The sequence below is a fragment of the Rhizobium leguminosarum bv. viciae genome (genome assembly GCF_012276115.1).
GTDB lineage: Bacteria > Pseudomonadota > Alphaproteobacteria > Rhizobiales > Rhizobiaceae > Rhizobium > Rhizobium leguminosarum_T.
Window position 1 is genome coordinate 263480 of sequence record NZ_WIEU01000002.1, and the last position, 25382, is coordinate 288861.

Here is a 25382-nt window from a genome sequence, read left to right on the forward strand (position 1 = left end):
GAGGTTGTATATGGTACCATATGAGATATTTTGTGATATGCAAGTGGGAAAGTTGAATTATGTGGCGAATTCCATTCATGCAAAAGGAATAGGCAATGAAGCGTCCCGGCGAAATGAAGCGCGAACTGGCGGAAAATGACAGCACTCCGCTCTATGCCGGCGTCAAGCAGGTAATCCTCGACCGCATCCACAGCGGCGAGTGGCCGCCGAAATACCGCGTGCCCTCGGAAAACGAGCTGGTCGTCGAACTCGGCGTCAGCAAGATGACCGCAAACCGGGCGCTGCGCGAACTTGCCAACGAGGGCGAACTCGTCCGCATCCAGGGCGTCGGCTCCTTCGTCGCCGAGCGCAAGGGCTATTCGGCGCTGTTCGAAGTCCGCAACATCGCCGAGGAAATCGCCGAACGCGGCCATGTCCACGAGGCCTCCGTCGTTGTTCTCGCCCAGGAAACAGCCTCTCCCGAGGTTGCCGACGCGCTCGAATTGCCGATCGGCGCTGCGGTTTTCCACTCGCTGATCGTCCACAGCGAAAACGGCGTTCCCGTGCAGATCGAGGACCGCTTCGTCCATCCGGAGGCGGCCCCCGAATATCTCGCCCAGGATTTTTCGACGCTGACACCGAACGCCTATCTGACGGCCGCGGCCCCGCTCAGCGGCTCCGAGCACGTCGTCGAGGCGGCCATGCCACAGGCCTGGGAGTGCAAGCTGCTGACGATCATGAAGACCGAACCGTGCCTGACGATCCGCCGGCGCACATGGTCGGCAAAGCAGGTGGTCTCGACCGCCCGCCTCGTCTATCCCGGCCACCGCTACCGGCTCGAAGCGCGCAGTGGCAAGATGTTCGAGGAGTGAAAACACCCGCGATGTTGTATATGGGACTGAGGAGGCTGCGCCATCGCCAGGCGTGAGGGTGTGATCAGCAGCGGCCCGCATTGCTCGGCTGAGGAAACCGGGGTTTTCGTTGTGCCATAGCATCAGGCGACCCGTTATAAGGTTTCGGCAGAGACTTATAACTTGACTACACAGGAACGGGAGTTATAAGGTCTTGGCAGAGACTTATAACTACCTGTGAAAATGAGCGGAGGCGACTTTTTAAAAGGAGGCAAGAACGCATGGACAAGGCGTGGCCGAGTCTGTCGCCGAGAGAACCGCCGCACGCCAGAAGGAAGAAACGCCAATGATGAAAGAGATCGACATCAGCTATCGGACGATGTTCGCGGAGCTAACGCAGCGGACGCTCGATGCGCAATTCGCGGCAGACTTCCCCATGGAGGGATGGTTCGTAACCGTCACCGTGAAGGACCGCGATTACTGGTATTTCGATCTCCCTACTCCCGAGGGAAAGGACAAGCGAAGCTATGTCGGTCCCCACAGCGACCAGGCAATCACGGCGCGGGTGAAGGCTCACAAGGAGATCAGGAACAACATCCGTGAGCGAAGGCGGATGGTTAGTACTCTGCGCCGTGCTGGCCTTCCGGGTCCCGATCCCTTCGCGGGCGACGTGACGAAGGCGCTTGCTGACGCCGGATTGTTCCGTCTCCGTGCAGTCCTGATCGGGTCGGTGGCATTCAGCACCTATGCGGGGATGCTAGGCGTCCGACTGCCCTCGTCGGCAATGCAGACTGGCGATGCGGATTTCGCGCAGGACTTCGCGATTTCAGCCGGGGTCGAAGACAGCTTGCCGCCCGTGCTAGAGGTCCTGCAGTCAGTCGATCCCGAGTTTCGGCCGGTTCCGCACCAGGCGGACAAAGCGAAGGTGGTGGCATTCCAAAATGCCAAGGGCTACCGGGTGGAGTTTCTTACGGGAAACCGGGGATCGGACGAATACACGGGCAAACCGTCTCCTATGCCCGCCCTTGGTGGCGCGTCGGCGGAAAACCTGCGGTTCCTGGATTACCTGATCTATGAACCTGTCCGCACGGTGCTTCTCTTCCGCGAAGGCGTAAACGTCCTCGTTCCCGCTCCCGAGAGATATGCTGTCCACAAGCTCATCGTGTCCTCAAGAAGGCGCACAGACACTCTAGGGCGCGTAAAGGCGGACAAAGACTTGACGCAGGCCTCCTTGCTCTTCCAAGCCCTCGTGGAGACGCGCCACGACAGCGAGCTGGCGGATGCTTGGGAGGAAGCATGGGATCGCGGGGATGCCTGGAAAGAAGGCATCGTCAGCGGCCTGTCGAGACTGCCCAAGAACGGGGTGAAAGCCCTCGAAAAGGTTCTCGGCCCCGAGGCGGTGGAAGACCTGGTGAAAAGGTAATCGGAAAGATGGCCGTAGAAAACAGCCCATATGACCTCGGACCTTGCCAGCGGCAAGCCGTCGGAAGTCGCCTAAAAGGTCGGCCAGCAAGTATTGAAAGGCGAGGTCACGTATCTGCCGGATCGGCGGCTATGCCTCGCCTGCTGCGATCGCATGGCGGACGATGACGCTGCCTGCGGCCCTCACGCCCAGCAGTTCCGACAGCCATGGGCGGGATTTCGACAGATCCAGCAGGTTCGTCACCGGGGTACCAGCCGGTTGGATCGGGGCTCTTTGTTACGATGCCGGCGTGAAACGCGCCACGAGCGCATGACGATCGCCCGGATAGGTGAAGCGCACATGCGTTACCGCGCCGGCGCCGCTCCAGGTACGGCGTTCGACCACGAGGCAGGCGGTGATGGTCGCCGGGAGATCTCTGCGAGGCGATAATTGCATCCCGCGGAGTGGGTCCGGTGCACTCCGTCGGATCGAATGCTAGATGGTACAGGCGTGGGGACCCCACGCTCTCGATGAAGGACTTGTGCCGGCCGTCGTCGCGACAATCTGGAAAGTCGGCACGTCGCCGAGAGACTACAGATGGCAGGTACGGCATTCCAAAGACCTCGCATCGCGCCTATCCCGTTATCTTGACCGAAGGCTAGAGTTGCAGCGTCCCGACAAAGCTGTTCGAAATCGACCCGGGTGCCTCGCCCCACCCTAACGCTTTAAGCCAGTCCCATCGGGCAGCGGCGGGCTTGAAAACTCACCGCTCCCCGATGAAGAAAAGTAGTTTACGGCCTGTCTCGCGCCGACTTGCTCGGCCGCTGTCGGATAGTCGACATAGCCTGCTGCTCCGCCGCTGTAATACGTATCAGGATTGCTCGGGGTGAGTTTGAGATCATTGGAGAAGCGCTCGACCAAGTCCGGATTCGAGATAAACGGCGCTCCAAATGCAACAGCATCGGCGAAGCCATCGCGCACCAGAGCATTGCCAGTCTCAAAGGTATAACCGCCATTGGCAATCAGGCTGCCAGAATAAAGCGGCCTGAAATGTTTGGCGACGCCGGGGCCGAGAATTTCCACTTGTGTCCCAGTCAGATCGCTTATGGGGTTCATCAGATGCAGATAAGCAAGATGACGCTTCGACAATTGACCGACCAGATATTCGAAGGTCTCCAATGTCTCGGCGTCAGCGATGAAATTGCCGACGCCAGTCAAAGCCGGACTGAGCTTGATCCCAACGCGTCCTGGCGCCCAGGAGTCGACGAGGGCGTCGAGTATCTCAAGGGGAAACCGGGCGCGATTTTCGGCCGTGCCGCCATAGTCATCCGTTCTCTGGTTGAGGCCGACATAAAGGAAGGTGGGGATCAGGTAGGTGCTGATGCCATGTAGCTCGACTCCATCGAAACCAGCAGCCTGCGCCAGGCGGGACGCTTTGGCATAGTCTTCCACAGTCCGGGCGATATCGCTCAGGTCCATAGCCTGGGGCGTCACGGTGTCTTGAAACCCGGACGGTGTGTATGCTTTCAGACCTGGGTTCACGGCCGACGGTGCCAGCGGCAAGGCGCCGTCGAGCAGGTCAGGATGCGATGATGATCCGATGTGCCCGAGTTGGACGAAGATATGACCCCCAGCCTCGTGGACGGCGTCTGTGACTAAGCGCCACCCGTCGGCCTGCTCCTGAGTGTAGAGGCCCGGCACATTTATGAAGCCGACGCCTTCGCGGCTCGGCCAAGTCCCTTCGGTGAGGATAAGGCCGGCCGATGCGCGCTGTGCGTAATATCGTGCCTGGAGCTCGTTGGGGACGAAGCCGGGGTTGTCCGTTCTGGCGCGGGTCATGGATGCCATGACAATGCGGTTGGGCAGGTCGACGTCGCCCAGCCGGATTGGATCCAGCAAGGGATGGTTTGGACTTTTCATGTCTGTTCACCTGTGTTGGCAGCGCTATCCGCGGGTTTGCGCCTGAATGGATAAGGACGATGCCCGTCGACACTGTCGCTCGGTTCAAGTAAGACCAAGCATACCGGCAAACCAGTACTGACTATTTCGTAAGTGTCCGAATTTGGAGATCACAATGACCGAGAAGAATTACAGATGTGGTCTGGAAGCTGCTCTTGAGATCCTCGGGGGCAAATGGAAGCCGCTGATCCTCTTTCACCTGGCCAGCGGGGCCAAGCGCACCGGTCAACTTCGCAGGCTTGTGACCAATGTGAGCGAGAAGATGTTGATCCAGCATCTCAAGGAAATGGTCGATGACGGCGTCATTCATCGTATCGACTTTCAAACAGTCCCGCCTCACGTGGAATACGAACTGACCGACTTCGGCCGTAGCTTGGCCAATGTTCTGGCCCCTTTGTGCGAATGGGGAACGCGTCACTCTTCCGAGGTCGCCATCATCGTCCAAAATCGAAACCGAGCATCGCAGGCGGCATAGCGCCCCCATTTCGCCAGTGGCCGCCTCCACGACGCGGGGCACCGGGTGTTTTGTTACGATGCCGGCGTGAAACGCGCCACGAGCGCATGACGATCGCCCGGATAGGTGAAGCGCACATGCGTTACCGGGCCGGCGCCGCTCCAGGTGCGGCGTTCGACCACGAGGCAGGCGGTGTTGCGTGGTATATCGAGAGCCGCGGCCAGCTCGGCACTGGCTGAGACGGCATGGATCCGGTGTTCGGCCGTGCTCCACGGCACCTGGTTGAGCAGCCAGGGACCCGGCGCCATCGTCAGGAAATCGGCATCGGCGGCCTCCGGCACAGTCGCAAGGCTGATCAGCCGCTCCTCCAGGCAAAAGGGCCGCGCGCCGGCATTGTGGATGCAGACGACCTCGACGACCGAGGAGGCCACCGGCAGTTCCAGGCGGCGGCTGTCGTCCGTCTTGGCCTTGCGGCTCACCTTCTTCGAAACCGCATAGGAATAGGGCAGGTTCAGCGACTGCACCTCGGCCTTGATATCGTGGATTTCGAGAATGGCCGATTGCGCCTGCGGCTGGGTGACGAAGCTGCCGGACTTCTTGCGGCGCTCGATCAGGCCGGCCTTGGCGAGCTGGGTCAACACCTTGTTCACCGTCATGCGCGAGCAGTCATACTGCGTGGCGAGATCGACCTCGAAGGGAATGCGGTACCCCGGCGGCCAATCGCCCGAGACGATACGGCCCTCAATGTCGCTGAGGATGCGCTGATGCAAGGTGATATCCCTGCTTTGGTTCATCGCCACGTTCCGATTGGTCTCCCGCTATCTCTTTGTTTTTACGCAATCCCGGACGCAAAACCGCTACACACTTTGCTGGAATTGCTCTCATTCGAATGTCCGGACAGGAAAAGCTCTTTTTCAGGCGGCCAGCAATTCACCCATGACAGCCAGGAAACGCCGGTCGATGGCATCGCGCTTGAGATGGCGACCGCCCTCCACCTGTTTGCTGCCGCGCGCCCAGACGCAGTCGATGGAAATGCCGCCTGCAAACAGCCAGTGATCGAGGATCTGGTCGCCTGCGAGATAAGGAACGGCCGTCGTATCGAGCGAAACGATATCGGCGTGATGGCCCTCGACGAGACCCGCCGGTGCTTTCAATGCGGCACCGCCGCCCGCAAGCGCATGTGTGAACAACGAAAGCGCCGTCGAACCGCCGGGTGCTGCGACGACGTTGCGGGCGCGAAGCGCCAGGCGCTGCGAATATTCGAGCTGGCGCAGTTCCTCCGGCACGGAGATCTGCACGTTGGAATCCGAACCGATGCCGTAACGCCCACCCTCTTCGAGAAAGAGCGGTGCGGCAAAGGCGCCGTCGCCGAGATTGGCTTCGGTGATCGGGCAGAGGCCGGCCACCGCGCCGCTTTTCGCCATCCGCCATGTTTCGTCCTCGGTCATGTGCGTCGCATGGATCAGGCACCAGCGCTCATCGACCGGCGCATGATCGAGCAGCCACTCGACCGGCCGCGCGCCGGACCAGGCGATGCAGTCCTCGACCTCCTTCACCTGCTCGGCGACATGGATATGGATGGGACCGTCGCCCGCCATCGGCACGAGCCTTGCGAGCTCGTCGGGTGTTACGGCGCGCAGGCTGTGCGGTGCAAGCCCGAGCTCGGCGCCGTCGAGCCGGCCGGTCACTGCCCGGCATCCCTCCATCAGCCTTTCGAAACTTTCGAGCGAATTGATGAAGCGCCGCTGGCCGTCGATCGGGGCAGCTCCGCCGAAGCCGGAATGGGCATAGAAGACCGGCAGCAGCGTCAGGCCGATACCGGCCTCTTCGCTTGCCGCGCCGATGCGTTCGGCAAGCTCGGCGATATTGGCGTAAGCGCCGCCATCCCTGTCGTGGTGGAGATAGTGGAACTCGCCGACACGGGAAAAACCGGCCTCCAGCATCTCTGTATAAAGCTTGGCCGCGACCGCTTCGACATGCTCCGGCGTCATCGCCAGGGCAAATTTATACATGACAGTGCGCCAGCTCCAGAAGCTGTCATTGGCCGGGCCGCGCACTTCGGCAAGGCCGGCCATCGCCCGCTGGAAGGCATGGCTGTGCAGGTTCGCCATGGCGGGAACAAGGAGAGCGTGGCGTTCATCGCCGGGCTCGGGAGCGGTGCCGATTTCGACCCGCGTAATACGCCCGGCCTCAAGCGTCAGCCGCGCGTCCTTCTGCCAGCCCTGCGGCGTCAGCGCCGTGCCTGCATGAAGCGTGGTCATCGCCTTCCCTCTCCTCTTGCCGTGCCGCCGATCTTTCTTTTCCAGAAAAGCGCACAAAATTTCTCTTGTCACCTGTCGATTATGTATATACATGTTTTGACATAAGGAAAGGCGCAAAGCTGATGACCGGGAACAATTTTTCAGAGGAAGCCCCATCTGCCGACACCCGCCCAGTGTTGTGGCGCAATGCGCGGCTGGCCACGCTGGCGCCTGCTAAAGAAGGGCTCGGCATCGTCGAAAAAGGCGCCGTGCTGATCGAAAACGGCCGCATCGCCTTTGCCGGCGCCGAAAGCGAGCTGCCGGCATCGGCCATCGAACATTCCGACATCGTCGATCTCGAAGGCCGCTGGGTAACGCCCGGTCTCGTCGACTGCCACACCCATATCGTGCACGGCGGCAACCGCGCCCGCGAGTTCGAAATGCGCCTTGCAGGCGCGACCTATGAGGAGGTCGCACGCGCTGGCGGCGGCATCGTTTCCTCGGTGAAGGCGACCAATGCGCTGTCGGTCGAGGAGCTTGTCGCCCAGGCGCTGCCGCGGCTCGACACGCTGCTTGCCGAAGGTGTCACCACGATCGAGATCAAATCCGGCTACGGGCTGAACCGGACCGGTGAAGTGAAGATGCTGCAGAGCGCCCGCCTGCTCGGCCATGTCCGTCCGGTCCGCGTCACCACCAGCTATCTCGGCGCCCATGCGACGCCCGTGGAATATAAGGGGCGCAACGGCGACTATCTCGATGATGTCGTGCTGCCCGGTCTCGACGACATGCATGGCCTCGGCCTTGCCGATGCCGTCGACGGCTTCTGCGAGGGCATCGCCTTTTCCACGACCGAAATCGCCCGCGTCTTCGACAAGGCCAAAGCGCTTGGCCTGCCGGTCAAGCTGCATGCCGAGCAGCTCTCCAATCTTGGCGGCGCCAAGCTCGCCGCGTCCTATGGCGCACTTTCGGCCGATCACCTCGAATATCTCGACGAAGATGGCGTTGCGGCGATGGCCGCAGCCGGCACCGTCGCCGTGCTGCTGCCCGGCGCCTTCTACGCCATCCATGAAAAGCAGAAGCCGCCGGTGGAGGCGCTGCGGCGGGCAGGCGTGCCGATCGCGATCGCCACCGATTGCAATCCCGGCACCTCGCCTCTCACCTCGATGTTGCTCACCATGAACATGTCGGCCACGCTTTTCGGCCTCACCGTCGAGGAATGCATCGCCGGCGCCACCCGCGAAGGCGCCCGCGCGCTCGGCCTGCTCGACAAGACGGGAACGCTCGAACCCGGCAAATCCGCCGATCTCGCCGTCTGGAATATCGAAAGCCTCGCCGAGCTCGTCTACCGCATCGGCTTCAACCCGATCCACGCACGCGTCTTCAAGGGCGAAAGGAATGGCCGATGACCATCACGCTCCACCCGGGCTCCGTCTCGCTCAAGGACCTCGAAACCATCTACTGGACCGGTGTGCCGGCAAGGCTCGATCCGGCTTTCGATGCGGGGATCGCCAAGGCCGCTGCCCGCATCGCCGAGATCGCCGCCGGCAACGCGCCGGTTTACGGCATCAATACCGGCTTCGGCAAACTCGCCTCGATCAAGATCGACAGCGCCGATGTGACCACCTTGCAGCGCAATCTCATCCTGTCGCATTGCTGCGGCGTCGGCGCGCCGCTGCCCGACAATATCGTGCGGCTGATCATGGCGCTGAAACTGGTCTCGCTGGGGCGCGGCGCCTCCGGCGTGCGGCTGGAGTTGGTGCGGCTGATCGAAGCCATGCTGGAAAAGGGCGTCATTCCGCTGATCCCGGAAAAAGGCTCGGTCGGCGCCTCCGGCGATCTAGCGCCGCTTGCCCATATGGCGGCGGTGATGATGGGCGAGGCCGAAGCCTTCTTCGCCGGCGAACGGCTCCCGGGCGCGAAAGCTCTCGAAAGGGCCGGGCTGAAACCAGTGGTGCTCGCCGCCAAGGAGGGTCTCGCTCTTATCAACGGCACCCAGACCTCGACGGCGCTGGCGCTCGCCGGCCTCTTCCGCGCCCATCGCGCCGCACAGGCGGCGCTCATCACCGGCGCCATGTCCACCGACGCCGCCATGGGCTCTTCGGCGCCCTTCCATCCGGATATTCATACATTGCGTGGCCATAAGGGCCAGATCGACACGGCGGCGGCACTTCGCGCGCTGCTCGAAAACTCCATCATTCGCCAAAGCCACATCGAGGGCGACGAGCGCGTGCAGGACCCCTATTGCATCCGCTGCCAGCCGCAGGTCGATGGCGCCTGCCTCGATCTGCTGCGCTCGGTCGCCCGCACCCTCGAAATCGAGGCCAATGCGGTCACCGACAATCCGCTGGTGCTGTCGGACAATTCCGTCGTCTCCGGCGGCAATTTCCACGCCGAACCCGTCGCGTTTGCCGCCGACCAGATCGCGCTCGCCGTCTGCGAGATCGGCGCGATCTCGCAGCGCCGCATCGCGCTGCTGGTCGATCCGACGCTCTCTTACGGCCTGCCGGCCTTTCTCGCCAAGAAGCCGGGCTTGAATTCCGGCCTGATGATCGCCGAGGTGACGTCTGCGGCGCTGATGTCGGAGAACAAGCAGATGTCGCACCCGGCCTCGGTCGATTCGACGCCGACATCGGCCAACCAGGAAGATCATGTCTCCATGGCCTGCCACGGCGCCCGCCGCCTGCTTGGCATGACGGAGAACCTGTTCGGCATCATCGGCATCGAGGCGCTGACCGCCGCACAAGGCGTCGAACTGCGCGCGCCGCTGTCGACGAGCCCGGAGCTTGGCAAGGCGATCACTGCCATCCGCAGCAAAGTTCCGAGCCTCGACGTCGATCGCTACATGGCAAACGACCTCGCCGCAGCAAGCGAACTGGTGGCAACGGGCGCGCTGAACGCCTCCGTTTCATCTGGCATATTGCCGGTATTGGAGGGTTGATCGTGATGTATCTGCACTTGGTACCCCCCTCTGCCCTGCCGGGCATCTCCCCCACAGGTGGGGAGATCGGCTGGGCGGACCCGCTCGTTCCAGCATCAATTGTTTGGCAAGCTTCCATCCACGAGGCGATCTCCCCCCTTGTAGGGGAGATGTCCGGCAGGACAGAGGGGGGTAACGCCCCAAACGCCGGAGCGCTCTGCTCATGACCACTCCATACGAAATAACGCGTGGCACCTCCCCCATCATCCTCGGCTTCCCCCATACCGGCACCGAAGTGCCGCCTGAGATCGCCGACCGCCTCAACGACGACGGTGGAATCCTCGCCGACACCGACTGGCACATCCACGAGCTCTATGACGGCCTGCTCGACAATGTCACCACCGTGCGCGCCACCTTCCACCGCTACGTGATCGACGCCAACCGCGATCCAGCCGGCGTCAGCCTCTATCCCGGCCAGAACACCACCGGCCTCATTCCCCAGACGGATTTCGACGGCAAGGCGATCTGGAGGGATGGGCAGGCGCCTGATGAGGCCGACATCGCGGCGCGGCTGCGGGACTTCCATGCTCCCTATCATGCGGCGCTCGCGGCCGAGATCGAGCGCGTCAAGGCCATCCACGGCGTCACGATCCTCTACGACTGCCACTCGATCCGCTCCCACATTCCCTTCCTGTTCGAAGGCAAGCTGCCGGATTTCAATATCGGCACCGATATGGGCAAGACCTGCGACAGCGCCATCGAGCAGGCGACGCTCACCGTCGTCGAAGCCGCCGAGGGTTACGACAGTGTGCTCAACGGTCGCTTCAAGGGCGGCTGGACGACACGCCACTATGGTCGGCCCGACACTGGTGTGCACGCGATCCAGATGGAGCTCGCGCAATCGACGCATCTCCAGACCGAGGCACCGCCCTTTGCCTACGACGCCGCCAAGGCAGACAGACTTCGCGTCCATCTCAAAAACATTCTGGTGCGCATCGAACAGATTGCGCCAGGCCTGAAACGATAACGATCACTCGACAGGGGAATCGCCATGACCAATCCACGCCACAATATCCGCGAAATCCGCGCGCCCCGCGGCAACGATCTCAATGCCAAGAGCTGGATGACCGAAGCGCCGCTGCGCATGCTGATGAACAATCTCGACCCAGACGTCGCCGAGAATCCGAACGAGCTCGTCGTTTATGGCGGCATCGGCCGCGCCGCGCGCACCTGGGAGGATTTCGACCGCATCGTCGCGACGCTGAAGACGCTGACGGAAGAAGAAACCCTGGTCGTCCAATCCGGCAAGCCGGTGGCCGTCTTCCGCACCCACAAGGATGCGCCGCGCGTGCTGATCGCCAATTCCAACCTAGTGCCGCATTGGGCGACCTGGGACCATTTCAACGAGTTGGACAAGAAAGGCCTTGCCATGTACGGCCAGATGACGGCCGGCTCGTGGATCTATATCGGCACGCAGGGCATCGTGCAGGGCACCTACGAGACCTTCGTCGAGGCAGGCCGCCAGCACTACGGCGGCAATCTCAAGGGCAAATGGATCCTGACCGGCGGGCTCGGCGGCATGGGCGGCGCCCAGCCGCTCGCCGCCGTCATGGCCGGCGCCTGCTGCCTCGCCGTCGAATGCAATCCCGATTCGATCGATTTCCGCCTGCGCACCCGCTATGTCGACGCCAAGGCCGAGACGCTCGATGAAGCGCTTGAGATGATCGACCGCTGGACCAAGGCCGGCGAGGCGAAATCCGTCGGTCTGCTCGGCAACGCCGCCGAAATCCTGCCGGAGATGGTCCGCCGCGGCATCCGCCCCGATATCGTCACCGACCAGACCTCGGCCCACGACCCGATCAACGGCTACCTGCCGAAGGGCTGGACGATGGGTGAGTGGAAGGCAAAGCGCGAAAGCGATCCGAAGGCTGTGGAAAAGGCGGCGCGCGCCTCGATGCGCGAACATGTCGAAGCGATGATCGCCTTCTGGAATGCCGGCGTGCCGACACTCGATTATGGCAACAATATCCGCCAGGTCGCCAAGGACGAAGGCCTCGAAAACGCCTTCGCCTTCCCGGGCTTCGTGCCGGCCTATATCCGCCCGCTGTTTTGCCGCGGCATCGGCCCCTTCCGCTGGGCGGCCCTTTCCGGCGATCCGGAGGATATTTACAAGACCGATGCCAAGGTGAAGGAACTGCTGCCTGACAACAAGCACCTGCATCATTGGCTCGACATGGCCAGGGAGCGCATCGCCTTCCAGGGCTTGCCGGCACGCATCTGCTGGGTAGGTCTCGGTGACCGCCACAAGCTCGGCCTCGCCTTCAACGAGATGGTGAGAACAGGCGAACTCTCCGCCCCGATCGTCATCGGCCGCGACCATCTGGACTCCGGCTCCGTCGCCTCGCCGAACCGCGAGACCGAAGCGATGAAGGACGGCTCCGACGCCGTTTCCGACTGGCCGCTGCTCAACGCACTGCTCAACACGGCATCGGGCGCCACATGGGTGTCGCTCCATCACGGCGGCGGCGTTGGCATGGGCTTCTCGCAGCATTCGGGCATGGTCATTTGCGCCGATGGTACGGACGATGCCGCAAGACGCCTCGAGCGCGTGCTCTGGAACGACCCGGCGACCGGCGTCATGCGCCACGCCGATGCCGGTTACGAGATCGCCATCGACTGCGCCAAAGAAAAGGGCCTGCGCCTGCCCGGCATTCTCGGGAACTGAACCCGGTGAGGATCCTGCGCGTCGGCGATCACAAACGAATGCCCTGGAAAAACGGCAAGGGAGAGACGGTGGAGATCGCCGTCTTTCCACCCGGCGCTTCGATCGACGATTTCGACTGGCGCATCAGCATGGCGACGGTCGCAGAGGACGGCCCGTTTTCGATCTTTCCCGGTATCGACCGCACGCTGGCGATCCTTGATGGCAACGGCATGGTGCTCGATGTGGAAGGCAGTTCGCCCGCGCTACTGACAACGGCAAGCGATCCGCTGGCCTTCCCGGCGGATATCCCCGTCGCGGCCAGGCTCGAGGACGGAGCGATCACCGATCTCAACGTCATGACGCGCCGTGACGGGCTCGCCCATACGCTGGTCCGGATCGACGTCGATGGCAGCAAGACCGCGCCGCTGCCGCCCTCGACATGCCTGTTCCTCTGCCATCGCGGCGCATTGTCATTCCGGCGGGACGGCGAGACCGGCGCGCTTACAGCCGGCGATGCCCTGCTGATCGAGGACGCGGCGGAAACCGCGCTGGAAATCGATGGCGAAGCCAGATGTTATCTCGCTTCGATCACCACAGACTGATCTTCGAACAACGAATTGAAAACATTAAATAATCGATGGTTTGGCGGAGCATCCGCATAAACCATCGCCATCTCGGGCCATGGACGTCATTCCTCGTTTCGGTCTAAACTTCGCCCTTCTGATGCAGAAGAAGACCTAGACTGCCCGCAACGTGCCGGGGAGCAAGGGAGCAGGCGTGACGGATCCATACGATATTCTCGGCGTTGAACGCGATGCGGACGAGGCGCAACTGAAGGCCGCCTATCGGCGCCTGGCGAAGGTTGCCCACCCCGATTCGGGTGGTGATTCGGAAGCCTTTGCCAATCTGCAGAAAGCCTATGGGCTGCTTCTCGATCCGGTCCGGCGTAAGGTATATGACGATACCGGCTACGACGTCGAATTCGCCGATGCGGCCGAATTGCAGGCGCTCGTGATGATCGAGAAACTCGTCACCGACGCAGTGCTCGACGAGCGTGCGCCCGGAAGTTTCGATCCCGTCGCCGTCATGCAGGACAGCCTTTCCGAAGAACTGCGCAAGGCGCGTTTCAGCAAGAGCGAGCTGGAGCGCCACGCCTCGCGAATCGGCCTGCATCTGGAACGGCTTGAAAAACAATCCGGCCGCGATGTGCTCGCCCACATGTTCCGCGCCCGCATCGAAGCGATCTCCAAGGCGGTCGCGGAAACCGAGGCGAAGATCAAGGCGACGGAACGCGCCGCCGACATGCTCAGCGGCTATGTCTACGACATCGATCCGTCGCCGCTACCGGATGTGGCGGTCGCCAACATCGATTGGTCCGAGACCTCCAGAAACCGCTCCACCGGCTGACGGCGGCCCCGCGACCGACCCTAATAGGACAGCTTTGGATACCAGTCCGGTGCCCGGCCTTCGGGCGTCGCATCGAGCAAGGTCCAGAGCGGCATCAGGTCGGGAGCGCCGCGCGGATCTTCGCCCGGGTCGGCCGTCGTCTCGCCCATCTCCTCACTCCAGAAATGGCGGATAGTGCCGTCGCGCCGTGTGAAGACGTTGAAAGCGGCACCGTCGCCGCCGTCCGTGCCGATCGCGCGATAGTCGCGGCTGTAATCATCCGTCATGTCGGAATAGAGTGGCAGATGGTGCCAGCCGCGCTCCTTCTTGAAGGCGAGCAGCCTTTCGATCGGCGAGCGGGCGACGACGGCAAGGGCGGTACGCTGCTGGATATCAGGCACTTCGCCGTCCCAGGCCGACAGCAGCGAGGTACACATCGGGCACGGGCGCTCGCGTTGCGGGCCGAACATGTAGCTGTAGACGACCAGCGTGTCCTTGTCGGCGAAGAGTTCGCTGAAGGATATTGGTCCGTCGCTGCCTTCGAAGCGGTAGTCTTTCGTCACCTCGCCGCCCGGCGGCAGCGCCCGGCGCTGTCTTGCTACGCGCTCGATGTGCCGGCGCAATTCGATCTCTTCGGCCAGCAGCGCATCGCGGGCAATGCGATATTCCTCACTCTCATTGGGGAACCGGACGCCATTCTTGGCCGCAAGCACGGCGGCGGGGACCAGATGCTGATTATCCATGACGATATCCTCCTTCTATTGCCGCGCGTCTCAGACGCACAAAGGACGTGCTGAAACCACGACCGGGTCGCAGCACATCATTACAAGGACGATCGGCTGATGCGAAAATCGACAGAGCCGACGAAAAATATTCGCCCCGCGCTTTGGCCGGCTCGGCGCCGGATCGCCAAAGCCAAGCAGATCAAGATCGCGCGTTCCGAAATGCGGATCATCGAACCAGCTCATGATCAGCATCGCGCCCTTCCTAGAGGACGCCGCCGACCATGCAGCCGCTTATTGACCTGCGCATGCAGCGGAACGAGAGTGCTGTATCACGCAGGAGCCCGTGAACTCAATTCACCGTCGGCTGCGAAACTCAGTGAACGGTGATCACCGGAATGCCAGCTTCGTCGGCGGCACGGATAAGCGCAGCTCGCGCGTCCTCAGCCGGAATTTCCCCGTGAATTGCATTTCGGCACGCCCTAATCGCTATAAGATATTCTTCTCCGTCGTCGATCGGCCAGCTAACCGTCAGCATCTCGGCAGCCTGGCAAAGGGTTGCGACAAGCTTGTATTTTTCCGGCCCATTCACAACGAGCATCAGAGGGGCAAACTCTCCGGATGTGTGCCAATTCATGACATTAGGTCTCCCCACGGTAAACATATTAGTAACCGTGCAAGAACCGTTCCGTGATCTTCGCAGGCGTGCCGAAGCTCGTTTCGGAGGCCGCAGAATGGAAAGGAGAACATTTGTTAAAGGGCGCTTTAGTCGCCTCAGCATCGCCCGCGTCAGCATGGGCACCTGTTGGCGGGGAAACGGTTGCCGGCCTCAACCCGCCATGCTGAAGCCACCAAAGCCGCCGACATGTTTATACCAGACGCCTTTCCCGGTCTTCTGCCTCCTCAGCAACTCCAACTGATCCGCGGCGGTATCAGCGAGCGCGGTGTGCCTCTGCAACCGGAAACACTTCATCAGCAGAGCGGCAAAAAGAGATCCCGTAGTCGCCTCCTGCTCCGGCACGACAGACGCGGGACTTCCCGCTCTGTTGCCAATGCATGAGTCTCTTTCCCGCAGTTGCCAACCTGCCGCAAGATTGCCTTTGACACGTCGCGATAAACAATATATCTATACGGCTATATAGCCATGTGGTGATATATGAAAAGCAACCTCGATACGATTTTCTCCGCACTCGCCGATCCCACGAGGCGAGCAATTCTTGGGCGCCTTGCGAACGGCAAGGCGACGGTGGCCGAACTCGCTGATCCCTTCGAGTTGTCTCAGCCTGCCATATCGAAGCATCTCAAGGTCCTGGAACAGGCCGGGTTGATCCGCTCCGGCCGTGAAGCGAATTCGCGTCCGCGCGTCCTCGAGCCGGCCGCGTTGAAGACGGTTGCTGATTGGATCGCCGATTACAGACGCTTCTGGGATCAAAGCTTTGATCGTCTTGATGACTATCTGTCCAAGGTACAAGGATACGACAATGACTAATCCAGAGACCGACACCGACAACACCCGCGACTTGGTTCTTGTCCGAAGGTTCGATGCCCCATGCGATCTGGTTTTCAGGGCATGGACCGACCCGAAAGCGTTGGCGCAATGGTGCGGTCCGCACGGTTTCAAGGCGGTGGGCGAGCGACTTGAAGCCTGGCCCGGCGGTAGACACCGCGCCTGTCTGATCGCGCCAGATGGAGAAGAGCATTGGGTCGGCGGACAATATCTGGAGGTCGAGCCGCCGCACAGGCTTGTCTTCACACATGCCTGGGAACTCGCAACCGGCGAAAATAGCCCGGAAACGGTCGTCACCATCACCTTCAGGGACAGCGACGGAGGCACGGAAATGACTTTTCGGCAGAGTGGATTTGATAGCGCATCGTCACTTGAGGGTCATGAAGACGGCTGGTCGCAAAGTTTCGAGCGATTGAGCTTGTTTCTCGGGACTGAATCCGAAGGGCGAGATCATGCCTAAGGCCGCGATGAAGCTCTATTATTGCGAGACGCTCAATCCCCGGAAGGCCTGCGCCGCCGCTCGTTTTCTCAAAGCCGACGTCGAGTTCGTCAGGGTTGACCTGGCAAACGGAGAACAGCGCACCGCAAAATTCCTGGCCCTTAACCCGAACGGGAAAGTCCCGGTGCTGCAGGATGATGCCGGAACTTTATGGGAAGCGAACGCGATCATGTGCAGGCTTTCTGACAGCGTCGCATCGGATTTCTGGCCGCATGACCACCGGCAGATCGACGTGCTGCGCTGGTTGAGTTGGGATGCCAGTCACTTCACCCAGCACGGGGCAACGCTGTGGTTTGAAACCTTGATCAAGCCGTTGTTCGGCGGGGAGCCTGACGTCACCGTGATCGAAAATGCGAAGACGAGTTTTCGGCTCCATGCTCGCGTGCTCGACGATCATTTGGCCGAGAACAGCGTCGCCGTCGGGGCGACACTGACTGTAGCAGACTTCGCATTGGCCGCTGCACTTCCTTTTGCAACCGCCGCCGGGATTCCACTCGCCGAGTTTCGGCATATCCAAGCGTGGTACGGACGGCTTGAACAACTAGATGCGTGGCGAAACCCTTTCCCCGCGTAGCAAGGTGCGGCCGTCTCCGCTTCGCTGGCGCGAGGCCTCTCCAAAGTCTTTTCCGCCACTTGGCAAAGATGCCGGGTTCGCTTCATGCGCTATGCACTAGCTCATGCCGGTGGCCGACGGGTGTTCAGCTCTTGCACGTTTGCACGAAGGTTGGACATCAAAAAGGGCGCTCGACCCTTGCGGGGAGCGCCCTTATCCTGTCGGACAACGAACAGTTCGACGACGTCGATACCGCGCGCATCCATTTTTCAGGCAGGACGGGTATATGGACCCTTTCCGCCGGGGTTTCAAGAGGCGGTTCAGCGGTTCTACATGATAATTGACCCTAGAACAGGATTCAGATTTTAGGCCGGGTCGGCCTAAAATCTGATCCTGATCTAAATCAAAGAAGTAGAGCATGATGTCGTCCGAAAACCGCTCACACTTTTCGGCATCATGCTCTAGTCGATCAGGAGGCGACCCCGGTGATCGGATTGACCACGGGTCGTTCGCTTTTGTCCCTGACCCCAGCCGGCTGCACCGCCGGCGGCGCCATCGATTCTGCGTCTGCGGGCTCCGGCTTTTCAGGAACGGCGCCGACATCTTTGGGGCGCCGCTGCTCGGGCTTTACGTTTTGATCATTCGTCGACATTGTCAGTCTCCTTTCCAGGAAGAAGTCACGGCCGTCGACATGGTTCCGGCGATGGGATGGAGGATTTACCGATGCTTGACAGGTTTCTGCTGCAAGGCCCTCAGGATGCGCGCTTCACGATCCTTCTTGCGCATGGCGCCGGCGCACCGATGGATTCGGCATCGATGACAGCAGCGGCAATTGCACTCGCCGGCGTTGGCTTCCGTGTGGCCCGTTTCGAATTCGCCTATATGGCCGCCCGCCGCACCTCGGAAGGCCGCAAGCCGCCGCCGCGCGCCGAAACGCTCAATCCCGAATATGAGGCGGCCATTGAAGAGCTCGGCGCCAGCGGCCCTCTGATCATCGGCGGCAAGTCGATGGGCGGCCGGGTTGCCAGCATGATCGCCGACGATCTTCATCGCCAGGGGAAGATCGCCGGCCTGCTCTGCCTTGGCTATCCCTTCCATCCGCCCGGCCAGCCGGAGAAGCTGCGCACCGGCCATCTGACAGGGCTGACGACGCCCGCGCTGATCTGCCAGGGAACACGCGACGAATTCGGCACGCGGGACGAGGTGCCGGGCTACGATCTGTCCGACAGGATCGAGATCCTCTGGCTCGAGGATGGCGACCACGATCTCAAGCCGCGCAAGACGATCTCCGGTTTCTCCAGTGCCGATCACCTCGCCACGGTGGCGAAGGCGGCAAAGGCATGGGCCGAACGACTGCCAGCTTGAGCATCACCATTCCCGGCGGCTGCCGTCAGGCTGCAAGCTTCCTGACATCGATGCGCCGGTCGGTGGCGGAAACGGTGATTTCGAAGTGGTCGGCCTGCACCACGTCCCGGATGTTGCGCGGCCGGTGCGCGACGATCGCCACGCCGCCCCTCAGCCGGACACTGTCATAGAGGATGCCGGCGCCGCCGCTCGAGCGCAACTCTTCCCCCAGCACCTGCGACGCCGCATAGCTGGTGCCGTCATAGACATCGGGCCGCAGCATCTGCTCTCCACGAATGTCGAGGTAATCGCCAATCAGAGCGGCCGAATAACTTCGATAGGTGCGCGCCATCGTCACCACCCCGCGCGCGACAGCTTCGCGCCTGAGATGATGGCCAACTTCGGCGGCGGCTGTGCGGAGATCGTCGGCTGCATACCAGGCGCCGAGATCGGGGCCGTTGAAGCGCATTCCTCCCGGCGCAACATGCAGGAATGCCGCCATGACAATGCTGGCATTGGCAACGCCATAAACCCATTGGTCCTCGGGAAGCCGTTGGATGCGGTCGGCGACGAGGCGGTCGTTGGTCCAGCCGACGAGTTCCATCACGGCTTCGAGATCGGCCGCCCTCGTCACCGTCTCAAAAAGTCCGATTGGCGGAAATTGCGACGGGATCAGCCGATACGACGGACGTGGCGCCTCAGCAAAGCGGTCGCTCACCGGAAGACGATGTCCGCATCTTCGTAAGGTGTGAAGGCTTCGTCGAGCATATTCGGCTGCATGTAGAGACCGCCGCGGGCCCCGTCGAGAAACCGGCGTACGGTCATCAACCCGTCCTGGGTCCCGTTCGTCACAATATCAAGCGGCGGATGCCCGCCGAAAACCGGCGCCTGGTGCGGTGTGCGCAGCCAGGCGACGCCGGCGCGTTCATCGGAAAAAAGCACGCCGAGCGCCTGATGGATGCCGAGAACGGCCGAGATGCGGGTCAGCGTATCGACATCGAGCGTGAAAGCACCGTGCTCGCGCGCCTGTTTGGCCCAATTGTGATAGGTCGACCGAGAGGGATAGCCGAGCATGAGCAGACGCTGCTCCTCCGTCAGCCCCCAGAGATCGGCGATCGCCAGAAAGGTTCGCAGGGCCGGGGCGCTCAGCCTCTTGCGGTTGGCCGGAGCAAACCGCTCCATTTCCAGCCGCTGTGGCCCCTGGTCTTCCCGTTGCTCCCGTCGCGCGTGCTGCATGAAAGCCTCCTGTCTTGAATTAGACTTAGTCCAAATCTGGGCATTCATCAAGCGAATTTAAAGGCTCGCCTCGCCAGCCGCCTCCCGGATCGTCTGCATCAGGATCGATTGCGGCAGAGACGGCACGGCATCGGCGCGCATCGTCAACCCGACCGGCCCCCTGGTCTCGCCGGTATCGACCGGCAGAAGCGCCAGCCGTCCATCGGCGACATCGCCGGCCACGACACCGTTGGAAATGATCCAGATCGCATCGCTTGCCCGCAGGAAAGCGCGGCCGAAGGAATCCGACACCGTCTCGATCTGGTTCGGCAGGCTGGAAACGCCGTTGGCGATGAGGAAATTTTCAACCACCGGCCGGATGATCGAACCCCGCGTCGGCATCAGCACCGTGTAGTTGCCGAAGTCGGCAAACAGCGATTGCCGGCCGTCGAGCAGCGGATGGCCGGCGCGCACGGCAAACACCACCTGCTCGGAATAAAGATGTTCGAAGGAAAAGCCCGCCATCTTCTCGGCGCCGGCCAGGCGTCCGACGACGAGGTCGAGATCACCGACGCGAAGCTGCTCCAGGAGCACCGCGTTCTCGCCGGTGACGATCTTCACCCGGCTCCAGGTCTTTTCCTTGAGGAAGAGTTCCATCGCCCGCGGCATGATGCGCGATGACACCGTCGGCAGCGCGCCGATCCGGATCGGCGGCGCATCGGCGAACTGCTCCTGCGAGACGGAATCGAGACCCTGGCGCAGCGCCGTCAGCGCGGCGCCAGCGTGGCGCAGGAAGACCTCGCCGTAGCGGGTGATCTTGATACCGCGGCCGTCCCGCTCGAAAATATCGACACCCAGCACCTGTTCCAGTTCGCGGATCGTCTTGGTGACCGCCGGCTGGCTGACATGCAGCAATTCGGCGGCCTTCATGACACTCTTCTGCCGCGCCACCTCGACAAAGGTTTGCAGATGGCGGAACTTGACCCGGCTGTCTATCATCGCTCGCATAACTCCAGGGTTATCGAAACGCCAATAAATATCATTTTACTTAACCGGATCAACCAGTCAATTTCACCGTTCAGGAGGAGAGTGACGTGCAATTCGCCCGCATAAACGACGTGACGATCCATTATCAGATCATTGGTGCCCCTGCCGACAGGCCGGTGATCGTCTTTACCAATTCGCTGGGCACCGATTTCCGCATCTGGCGCGACGTCGTGGTGCGGCTTGCCGGTGATTTTGCCATCGTGCTGTACGACAAGCGCGGCCACGGCCTTTCCGATGTCGGCCAGCTTCCCTCATCGATCGAGGACCATGCGACGGATCTTGCCGGCCTGCTCGATCTGCTGTCAGTCAAGGATGCCGTCATCTGCGGCCTCTCCGTCGGCGGCCTCATCGCCCAGTCGCTCTATCACCGCCGGCCGGACCTGGTCCGCGCGCTGATCCTCTGCGACACCGCCCCTAAGATCGGCACGGCGGAGAGCTGGAACGCCCGCATCGCCGCCGTCGAGCAAAACGGCATCGGCAGCATTGTCGACGCCATCATGGAACGCTGGTTCACACCCGCCTTCCGCCGGCCCGAGAACACCGCCTATGCCGGCTATTGCAACATGCTGACGCGCCAGCCCGTCGAGGGTTATGTCGCCGCCTGCGCCGCGATCCGTGATGCCGATTTCACCGAAATCGCCAAGACGATCACTGTCCCGACGATCTGCATCGTCGGCGATCAGGACGGTTCGACGCCGCCCGATCTCGTGCTTTCGACCGCGAAGCTGATATCCGGCGCCCGCTACGAGGTCATCCCTGATTGCGCGCACATTCCCTGCGTCGAGCAGCCGGAGGCGCTGACGGCGATCATCCGCGCCTTCCTCACATCCATTCCGTCTGGAGAAGTCAGCCCATGAATGAGACAGCGTCCTCCTCCGAGCGCTATCGGCAGGGCATGGCGACCCGCCGCGCCGTGCTCGGCGACGCCCATGTCGAGCGCGCCGCCGCCACATCGACGGAGTTCGACCGCCCCTTCCAGGAACTGATCACCGAAGCTGCCTGGGGCCATGTCTGGTCGCGCCCGGCGCTGACGAAGCGCGAGCGCTCGATCGTCACGATCGCTCTGCTTGCCGCTCTCGGCCAGGACGACGAGGTCGCCATGCATGTGCGCGCCACTGCCAATACGGGGGCGACCCGCGAGGATATTTGCGAGGCGCTGTTGCATGTGGCGATCTATGCCGGCGTTCCCGCCGCCAATCACGCGATCAAGATCGCAAAAAAGACCTTTGAACAGATGGACGCCGAAAAGGCGGCCTGAGGGAGGAACATGTCCGAACGACCGAACCGCAAGCCCGAGACCGGCGGCTTCTTCGCCCGCGACCGCGCCTGGCACGCGCCGGCGCTGACCCCCGGCTACAAGACCTCGGTGCTGCGCGCGCCGCAGCGCGCGCTGCTCTCGCTCGACGGCACGATTTCCGAGACCACCGGTCCGGTCTTCGGCCATTCGATGATCGGCGAACTCGACAACGACCTGATCCTGAACTACGCGCAGCCCGGCGAAAGTGCGATTGGCGAGCGCATCATCGTCCATGGCCGCGTGCTCGACGAGCGCGCCAGGCCGGTTGCCGGCGCCTTGGTCGAATTCTGGCAGGCCAATGCCGGCGGCCGCTATCGCCACAAGAAGGAAACCTATCTGGCGGCGATCGACCCGAATTTCGGCGGCTGCGGCCGCGCCATCACCGACGAGGATGGCCGCTACCATTTCCGCACCGTCCGCCCCGGCGCCTATCCCTGGCCGAACGGCATCAACGATTGGCGTCCCGCCCATATCCATTTCTCGATCTTCGGCCATGGTTTTGCCCAGCGCCTGATCACCCAGATGTATTTCGAAGGCGATCCGATGATCTGGAAATGTCCGATCGTCGGCACCATCCCCGACAGAGCGGCGATCGAGCAGCTGATTGCGCCGCTCGACTGGGGCAATACCATTCCGATGGATTCACGCGCCTATAAATTCGACATCGTTCTGCGCGGCCGCCGCTCGACGATGTTCGAAAACAAATTGGAGGGCAACTGACCATGCAGCAGCTCGGCTACCTCAAGGAAACCCCGTCGCAGACGGCGGGCCCCTATGTTCATATCGGCCTGACGCCGAATTTCTGCGACATCTCGGGCGTCTATGACACCGATCTCGGCATCGCGATGGTCAACGACAAGACGCTCGGCGAACGCATCACCGTCACCGGCCGCATCTTCGATGGCGCCGGCGCATTGGTGCGCGATGCGGTCATCGAAATTTGGCAGGCCGACAGCGCCGGCCTCTACAACAGCCCGTCAGAGATGCGCGGCGCCGCCGATCCCAATTTCATCGGCTGGGGCCGATGCCCGACCCGCGCCGAGGACGGCGTCTACAGCTTCGAAACGGTCAAGCCCGGCCACGTCCCCTTCAAGGACGGCCGCAGACAAGCCCCGCATATCACCTTCTGGATCGTCGCCCGCGGCATCAATATCGGCCTGCACACGCGCATGTATTTTCCGGAAGAAGCGGAGCCCAACGCCGCCGACCCGCTGCTTTCCCGCATCGAACATCGCGAGCGCGTCGCAACGATGGTCGCCACCCGCGACGGCGCAACCTGTCATTTCGACATCCATCTGCAGGGTCCGAAGGAAACGGTGTTTCTCGATATTTAAAGGCCGGCGTCGCGATTGGCTTGCTGGGGCGGTTGTCTGCAGGTAGCGTTCCCCAGGGGATGTGCCGTACGAGATCACCTGGCCATAAGGCGCGGACGCCGCCTCGAGTCCCTTCTCCCCAGCGGAGAAGGTAGCGGCAGCCGGATGAGGGGCCACCACCACAAACCGAGACGATCATGACCGCATCGCCCTTCGACCACCCCTTCCTTTCCGGCCTGCTCGGCGACGACGAAATCGCGCCGTATTTCTCTGCCGAGGCGGATATCCGGGCCATGCTCTCCTTCGAGGCCGCACTCGCCAAGGCTGAAGCCGCTCATGGCCTGATCCCTGCCGAAGCCGCAAGGCGCATCACGGACACCTGCACTGCCTTCTCGCCCGATGTCTCCAGTCTTCGATCGGCTACGGCAAGGGACGGTGTCGTCGTTCCCGATCTCATCAAGCAGCTGCGCACTCATGTCGGCGAGGAAGCGGCAAAAAGCCTGCATCTCGGCGCGACCAGCCAGGATGTCATCGATACCAGCCTGATGATCCGCCTGAAGGCCGTCGTCTTCCTGTTTGCCGGCCGGCTTTCCACTATTGCCGCAGGGCTCGCTGCGCTCGACCGGCAGTTCGGCCGGAACCAGCTGATGGGTCATACCCGCATGCAGGTGGCGATCCCGATTACCGTCTCCGACCGCCTCCGCGCATGGCGGGAGCCGCTGACGACCTACCGCGACCGCCTGACCGAGCAGAGTTTTCCCATCCAGTTCGGGGGTGCGGCCGGCACGCTGGACAAGCTCGGATCGCAGGCTGCAGCCATTCGGGCCTCGCTCGCCCAGGAACTCGGTCTCACCGATGCGCCGCAATGGCAGAGCGGGCGTCTGCCGATCGCCGATATTGCCGGCCTGTTCGCGTCGATATCGGGCAGTCTTGGCAAGATGGGCCAGGATATCGCCCTGCTCGCCCAGGTCGGCGGCGAGATCGAAATATCAGGGGGCGGCACCTCGTCGGCCATGGCGCACAAGCAGAATCCCGTCTCCGCCGAAGTCCTCGTCTCCCTCGCCCGCTTCAACGCCACTCTCCTATCGGGCATCCACCAGTCCCTCGTGCACGAACAGGAACGCTCGGGCGCTGCCTGGACGCTCGAATGGCTGCTGCTGCCGCAAATGACGATGGCAACCGCCGCCAGCCTGCGGCTGGCGAAGGAGCTGACGGGGAATATCAGGCGGCTTGGATCGCTTTAGCTCAGAACCTGAAGCCCGTGCTTCTGCACGATCGAGAGCAGCTTCAGCGCGATTCCGCTCGGCCGCTTGGCACCGCTTTCCCACTTCTGCACCGTGGATTCGCTGGTATTGAGATATCGTGCGAAAACGGGCTGGCTGACGTGATTGCTTTCCCGCAGTGCCTTGATCTCTTCAGGATCGAGAACGCCCGGCGAAACGAGGCAACTTTCGTCGAAGGAGCGCATCGTTTCCTTGTCGATTGTGCCGGCGTTGTACATGGCCTCGACTGAACTGTGGATCGCTTCGAAAGCATCGCTTTTGAATTTACGCTTCGTCTTCATCATCTACCTCCACGAGCGCGCCGGCTCGAAGTTCGGTTTCGATATCGGATGCTGTTTTCTTGCGGTACAAAGCAGCAAGCGCCTTGAAAGCCACTAGCTCCGCGTCGTCGATATTCGCGCGATCCTTCTTGGCGAAAAGATAGGCGAACACCCAAAACCGTCCAACATTCACCAAGACGATCGAACGATGACGGTTGTCTTTCAGACGCTTCTTGAAGACACCGCCGCCCAGATCGTCGGCCTTGCCTTCCGCTACCTGCCTGATAGCTTCACGCAATTCCGAATCCGATATATGCGCCTTGCGCGCCGCCTTGGTAAACCAACCCGTCCTGTATATGCGCCCGACCATAGGTTTATGTAGCACCAGGTGCTATACTTATCAAGACGGGCGTGACCTCGGCTCGCAAGCTTTTCTTCCCCTCAACGGAG

The 25382-nt window shown here is 61.9% G+C and carries 29 protein-coding genes and 2 pseudogenes; 18 read left to right on the plus strand and 13 right to left on the minus strand.

Annotation, left to right across the window (positions count from 1 at the left end; all coding sequences use genetic code 11):
- Positions 1-95: 95 nt before the first annotated feature.
- Complete coding sequence (hutC, locus tag GFM02_RS04495) at positions 96-851, plus strand: histidine utilization repressor (RefSeq protein WP_020052983.1); 756 nt, start codon at positions 96-98, stop codon at positions 849-851.
- A 325-nt stretch (positions 852-1176) separates the two neighbouring features.
- The gene (locus GFM02_RS04500) at positions 1177-2253 is read left to right on the plus strand and encodes a nucleotidyltransferase family protein (protein ID WP_168321110.1); all 1077 of its coding nucleotides are present in this window, start codon (positions 1177-1179) and stop codon (positions 2251-2253) included.
- 276 nt (positions 2254-2529) lie between these two features.
- On the opposite strand, the pseudogene GFM02_RS04505 reads toward GFM02_RS04500, so the two are convergent.
- Positions 2530-2649 (minus strand): annotated as a pseudogene (locus GFM02_RS04505) (histidine utilization repressor); the annotation flags it as partial.
- A 300-nt stretch (positions 2650-2949) separates the two neighbouring features.
- Positions 2950-4152 carry an alkene reductase gene (locus tag GFM02_RS04510; RefSeq protein ID WP_246792065.1) on the minus strand — a complete coding sequence of 401 codons (1203 nt, stop codon included), beginning with the start codon at positions 4150-4152 and terminating at the stop codon, positions 2950-2952.
- A gap of 154 nt (positions 4153-4306) precedes the next feature.
- Between GFM02_RS04510 and GFM02_RS04515 the strand changes: the two genes are divergently transcribed.
- Positions 4307-4666 carry a winged helix-turn-helix transcriptional regulator gene (locus tag GFM02_RS04515; RefSeq protein ID WP_168320937.1) on the plus strand — a complete coding sequence of 120 codons (360 nt, stop codon included), beginning with the start codon at positions 4307-4309 and terminating at the stop codon, positions 4664-4666.
- A gap of 53 nt (positions 4667-4719) precedes the next feature.
- On the opposite strand, the gene hutC (GFM02_RS04520) is transcribed toward GFM02_RS04515, so the two are convergent.
- Both hutC (GFM02_RS04520) and GFM02_RS04525 read right to left on the minus strand, forming a co-directional pair.
- Complete coding sequence (gene hutC, locus GFM02_RS04520; protein WP_168320938.1) at positions 4720-5439, minus strand: histidine utilization repressor; 720 nt, start codon at positions 5437-5439, stop codon at positions 4720-4722.
- A 120-nt stretch (positions 5440-5559) separates the two neighbouring features.
- Entirely contained in the window at positions 5560-6906 is a 1347-nt protein-coding gene (locus GFM02_RS04525; RefSeq protein WP_168320939.1) for a formimidoylglutamate deiminase, read from the minus strand.
- Positions 6907-7028: 122 nt separating this feature from the next.
- On the opposite strand from GFM02_RS04525, the gene hutI reads away from it, so the two are divergent.
- The 6 genes from hutI to GFM02_RS04555 all read left to right on the plus strand — a co-directional run bounded on the left by hutI (position 7029) and on the right by GFM02_RS04555 (position 13913).
- Positions 7029-8291 (plus strand): imidazolonepropionase, encoded by a 1263-nt coding sequence (gene hutI, locus GFM02_RS04530; protein WP_168320940.1) that lies wholly within the window; start codon positions 7029-7031, stop codon positions 8289-8291.
- Positions 8288-9823, plus strand: coding sequence for a histidine ammonia-lyase (gene hutH / locus GFM02_RS04535; protein ID WP_168320941.1), 1536 nt, complete (start codon positions 8288-8290; stop codon positions 9821-9823). The genes hutI and hutH overlap by 4 nt, the downstream gene beginning before the upstream one ends.
- Before the next feature lie 202 nt (positions 9824-10025).
- Positions 10026-10829 (plus strand): N-formylglutamate deformylase, encoded by an 804-nt coding sequence (gene hutG, locus GFM02_RS04540; RefSeq protein ID WP_168320942.1) that lies wholly within the window; start codon positions 10026-10028, stop codon positions 10827-10829.
- Between the two features lie 24 nt (positions 10830-10853).
- Positions 10854-12527: a urocanate hydratase gene (hutU, locus tag GFM02_RS04545; RefSeq protein WP_168320943.1), complete on the plus strand. Its 1674-nt coding sequence runs from the start codon at positions 10854-10856 to the stop codon at positions 12525-12527.
- Between the two features lie 5 nt (positions 12528-12532).
- On the plus strand, positions 12533-13108 hold the full coding sequence (locus GFM02_RS04550; protein WP_168320944.1) for a HutD family protein: 576 nt from the start codon (positions 12533-12535) through the stop codon (positions 13106-13108).
- Between the two features lie 175 nt (positions 13109-13283).
- The gene (locus GFM02_RS04555; RefSeq protein ID WP_168320945.1) at positions 13284-13913 is read left to right on the plus strand and encodes a J domain-containing protein; all 630 of its coding nucleotides are present in this window, start codon (positions 13284-13286) and stop codon (positions 13911-13913) included.
- A 20-nt stretch (positions 13914-13933) separates the two neighbouring features.
- Here GFM02_RS04555 and GFM02_RS04560 read toward each other — a convergent pair whose 3' ends face one another.
- The 3 genes and pseudogenes from GFM02_RS04560 to GFM02_RS04570 form a co-directional block, all read right to left on the minus strand.
- Positions 13934-14635 carry a DUF899 family protein gene (locus GFM02_RS04560; RefSeq protein ID WP_168320946.1) on the minus strand — a complete coding sequence of 234 codons (702 nt, stop codon included), beginning with the start codon at positions 14633-14635 and terminating at the stop codon, positions 13934-13936.
- A 153-nt stretch (positions 14636-14788) separates the two neighbouring features.
- Positions 14789-14878 (minus strand): annotated as a pseudogene (locus GFM02_RS04565) (nucleotidyl transferase AbiEii/AbiGii toxin family protein); the annotation flags it as partial.
- 112 nt (positions 14879-14990) lie between these two features.
- Positions 14991-15251, minus strand: coding sequence for a DUF982 domain-containing protein (locus tag GFM02_RS04570; protein WP_131662388.1), 261 nt, complete (start codon positions 15249-15251; stop codon positions 14991-14993).
- Positions 15252-15770: 519 nt separating this feature from the next.
- Here GFM02_RS04570 and GFM02_RS04575 point away from each other — a divergent pair.
- The 3 genes from GFM02_RS04575 to GFM02_RS04585 are packed head-to-tail and all read left to right on the plus strand — an operon-like array spanning position 15771 to position 17194.
- A complete protein-coding gene (locus GFM02_RS04575; RefSeq protein WP_131662389.1) occupies positions 15771-16103 on the plus strand; it encodes an ArsR/SmtB family transcription factor in 333 nt (110 codons plus the stop codon).
- Positions 16096-16581, plus strand: coding sequence for an SRPBCC family protein (locus GFM02_RS04580; RefSeq protein ID WP_168320947.1), 486 nt, complete (start codon positions 16096-16098; stop codon positions 16579-16581). Before GFM02_RS04575 ends, GFM02_RS04580 begins: the two co-directional genes overlap by 8 nt.
- Entirely contained in the window at positions 16574-17194 is a 621-nt protein-coding gene (locus tag GFM02_RS04585; protein WP_205930176.1) for a glutathione S-transferase family protein, read from the plus strand. Before GFM02_RS04580 ends, GFM02_RS04585 begins: the two co-directional genes overlap by 8 nt.
- A 448-nt stretch (positions 17195-17642) precedes the next feature.
- Here GFM02_RS04585 and GFM02_RS04590 read toward each other — a convergent pair whose 3' ends face one another.
- Positions 17643-17825, minus strand: coding sequence for a hypothetical protein (locus GFM02_RS04590; RefSeq protein ID WP_018071481.1), 183 nt, complete (start codon positions 17823-17825; stop codon positions 17643-17645).
- Positions 17826-17896: 71 nt separating this feature from the next.
- Between GFM02_RS04590 and GFM02_RS04595 the strand changes: the two genes are divergently transcribed.
- A complete protein-coding gene (locus GFM02_RS04595) occupies positions 17897-18538 on the plus strand; it encodes an alpha/beta hydrolase family protein (protein WP_168320948.1) in 642 nt (213 codons plus the stop codon).
- A 25-nt stretch (positions 18539-18563) separates the two neighbouring features.
- Here GFM02_RS04595 and GFM02_RS04600 read toward each other — a convergent pair whose 3' ends face one another.
- From GFM02_RS04600 to pcaQ, 3 genes are read right to left on the minus strand one after another with little or no spacing between them, the layout of a single operon-like run.
- Positions 18564-19235 (minus strand): RES domain-containing protein, encoded by a 672-nt coding sequence (locus GFM02_RS04600; RefSeq protein ID WP_168320949.1) that lies wholly within the window; start codon positions 19233-19235, stop codon positions 18564-18566.
- Positions 19232-19753: an MbcA/ParS/Xre antitoxin family protein gene (locus tag GFM02_RS04605; RefSeq protein ID WP_020052963.1), complete on the minus strand. Its 522-nt coding sequence runs from the start codon at positions 19751-19753 to the stop codon at positions 19232-19234. The genes GFM02_RS04600 and GFM02_RS04605 overlap by 4 nt, the downstream gene beginning before the upstream one ends.
- A 57-nt stretch (positions 19754-19810) precedes the next feature.
- Positions 19811-20731: a pca operon transcription factor PcaQ gene (pcaQ, locus tag GFM02_RS04610; RefSeq protein WP_020052962.1), complete on the minus strand. Its 921-nt coding sequence runs from the start codon at positions 20729-20731 to the stop codon at positions 19811-19813.
- 95 nt (positions 20732-20826) lie between these two features.
- Here pcaQ and pcaD point away from each other — a divergent pair, with 95 nt between their 5' ends.
- From pcaD to GFM02_RS04635, 5 genes are all read left to right on the plus strand, one after another.
- Positions 20827-21636: a 3-oxoadipate enol-lactonase gene (pcaD, locus tag GFM02_RS04615; protein WP_020052961.1), complete on the plus strand. Its 810-nt coding sequence runs from the start codon at positions 20827-20829 to the stop codon at positions 21634-21636.
- Positions 21633-22037: a 4-carboxymuconolactone decarboxylase gene (pcaC, locus tag GFM02_RS04620; RefSeq protein WP_020052960.1), complete on the plus strand. Its 405-nt coding sequence runs from the start codon at positions 21633-21635 to the stop codon at positions 22035-22037. The genes pcaD and pcaC overlap by 4 nt, the downstream gene beginning before the upstream one ends.
- A gap of 9 nt (positions 22038-22046) precedes the next feature.
- Entirely contained in the window at positions 22047-22796 is a 750-nt protein-coding gene (gene pcaH, locus GFM02_RS04625; RefSeq protein WP_020052959.1) for a protocatechuate 3,4-dioxygenase subunit beta, read from the plus strand.
- Positions 22797-22798: 2 nt separating this feature from the next.
- Entirely contained in the window at positions 22799-23410 is a 612-nt protein-coding gene (pcaG, locus tag GFM02_RS04630) for a protocatechuate 3,4-dioxygenase subunit alpha (protein WP_168320950.1), read from the plus strand.
- A gap of 176 nt (positions 23411-23586) precedes the next feature.
- A complete protein-coding gene (locus GFM02_RS04635; RefSeq protein WP_168320951.1) occupies positions 23587-24633 on the plus strand; it encodes a 3-carboxy-cis,cis-muconate cycloisomerase in 1047 nt (348 codons plus the stop codon).
- On the opposite strand, the gene GFM02_RS04640 is transcribed toward GFM02_RS04635, so the two are convergent.
- Together GFM02_RS04640 and GFM02_RS04645 are read right to left on the minus strand one after the other, a co-directional pair.
- Positions 24630-24953: a helix-turn-helix domain-containing protein gene (locus tag GFM02_RS04640; RefSeq protein ID WP_020052955.1), complete on the minus strand. Its 324-nt coding sequence runs from the start codon at positions 24951-24953 to the stop codon at positions 24630-24632. The genes GFM02_RS04635 and GFM02_RS04640 overlap by 4 nt on opposite strands.
- Positions 24937-25302 carry a type II toxin-antitoxin system RelE/ParE family toxin gene (locus GFM02_RS04645; protein WP_168320952.1) on the minus strand — a complete coding sequence of 122 codons (366 nt, stop codon included), beginning with the start codon at positions 25300-25302 and terminating at the stop codon, positions 24937-24939. The genes GFM02_RS04640 and GFM02_RS04645 overlap by 17 nt, the downstream gene beginning before the upstream one ends.
- Positions 25303-25382 lie beyond the last annotated feature (80 nt).

Excerpts from the sequence above, each read along its gene's own strand:
- GFM02_RS04635 (WP_168320951.1), top strand. The coding sequence starts at position 23,587 with ATGACCGCATCGCCCTTCGACCACCCCTTCCTTTCCGGCCTGCTCGGC.
- GFM02_RS04590 (WP_018071481.1), bottom strand. The coding sequence starts at position 17,825 with ATGTCGACGAATGATCAAAACGTAAAGCCCGAGCAGCGGCGCCCCAAA.
- GFM02_RS04510 (WP_246792065.1), bottom strand. The coding sequence starts at position 4,152 with ATGAAAAGTCCAAACCATCCCTTGCTGGATCCAATCCGGCTGGGCGAC.
- pcaQ (WP_020052962.1), bottom strand. The coding sequence starts at position 20,731 with ATGATAGACAGCCGGGTCAAGTTCCGCCATCTGCAAACCTTTGTCGAG.
- GFM02_RS04570 (WP_131662388.1), bottom strand. The coding sequence starts at position 15,251 with ATGAATTGGCACACATCCGGAGAGTTTGCCCCTCTGATGCTCGTTGTG.
- GFM02_RS04595 (WP_168320948.1), top strand. The coding sequence starts at position 17,897 with ATGCTTGACAGGTTTCTGCTGCAAGGCCCTCAGGATGCGCGCTTCACG.
- hutU (WP_168320943.1), top strand. The coding sequence starts at position 10,854 with ATGACCAATCCACGCCACAATATCCGCGAAATCCGCGCGCCCCGCGGC.
- GFM02_RS04640 (WP_020052955.1), bottom strand. The coding sequence starts at position 24,953 with ATGAAGACGAAGCGTAAATTCAAAAGCGATGCTTTCGAAGCGATCCAC.
- hutG (WP_168320942.1), top strand. The coding sequence starts at position 10,026 with ATGACCACTCCATACGAAATAACGCGTGGCACCTCCCCCATCATCCTC.
- hutC (WP_020052983.1), top strand. The coding sequence starts at position 96 with ATGAAGCGTCCCGGCGAAATGAAGCGCGAACTGGCGGAAAATGACAGC.
- GFM02_RS04585 (WP_205930176.1), top strand. The coding sequence starts at position 16,574 with ATGCCTAAGGCCGCGATGAAGCTCTATTATTGCGAGACGCTCAATCCC.
- GFM02_RS04605 (WP_020052963.1), bottom strand. The coding sequence starts at position 19,753 with ATGCAGCACGCGCGACGGGAGCAACGGGAAGACCAGGGGCCACAGCGG.
- GFM02_RS04560 (WP_168320946.1), bottom strand. The coding sequence starts at position 14,635 with ATGGATAATCAGCATCTGGTCCCCGCCGCCGTGCTTGCGGCCAAGAAT.
- GFM02_RS04645 (WP_168320952.1), bottom strand. The coding sequence starts at position 25,302 with ATGGTCGGGCGCATATACAGGACGGGTTGGTTTACCAAGGCGGCGCGC.
- hutC (WP_168320938.1), bottom strand. The coding sequence starts at position 5,439 with ATGAACCAAAGCAGGGATATCACCTTGCATCAGCGCATCCTCAGCGAC.
- pcaC (WP_020052960.1), top strand. The coding sequence starts at position 21,633 with ATGAATGAGACAGCGTCCTCCTCCGAGCGCTATCGGCAGGGCATGGCG.
- pcaH (WP_020052959.1), top strand. The coding sequence starts at position 22,047 with ATGTCCGAACGACCGAACCGCAAGCCCGAGACCGGCGGCTTCTTCGCC.
- GFM02_RS04580 (WP_168320947.1), top strand. The coding sequence starts at position 16,096 with ATGACTAATCCAGAGACCGACACCGACAACACCCGCGACTTGGTTCTT.
- GFM02_RS04515 (WP_168320937.1), top strand. The coding sequence starts at position 4,307 with ATGACCGAGAAGAATTACAGATGTGGTCTGGAAGCTGCTCTTGAGATC.
- GFM02_RS04500 (WP_168321110.1), top strand. The coding sequence starts at position 1,177 with ATGATGAAAGAGATCGACATCAGCTATCGGACGATGTTCGCGGAGCTA.
- GFM02_RS04575 (WP_131662389.1), top strand. The coding sequence starts at position 15,771 with ATGAAAAGCAACCTCGATACGATTTTCTCCGCACTCGCCGATCCCACG.
- hutH (WP_168320941.1), top strand. The coding sequence starts at position 8,288 with ATGACCATCACGCTCCACCCGGGCTCCGTCTCGCTCAAGGACCTCGAA.
- pcaG (WP_168320950.1), top strand. The coding sequence starts at position 22,799 with ATGCAGCAGCTCGGCTACCTCAAGGAAACCCCGTCGCAGACGGCGGGC.
- hutI (WP_168320940.1), top strand. The coding sequence starts at position 7,029 with ATGACCGGGAACAATTTTTCAGAGGAAGCCCCATCTGCCGACACCCGC.
- GFM02_RS04525 (WP_168320939.1), bottom strand. The coding sequence starts at position 6,906 with ATGACCACGCTTCATGCAGGCACGGCGCTGACGCCGCAGGGCTGGCAG.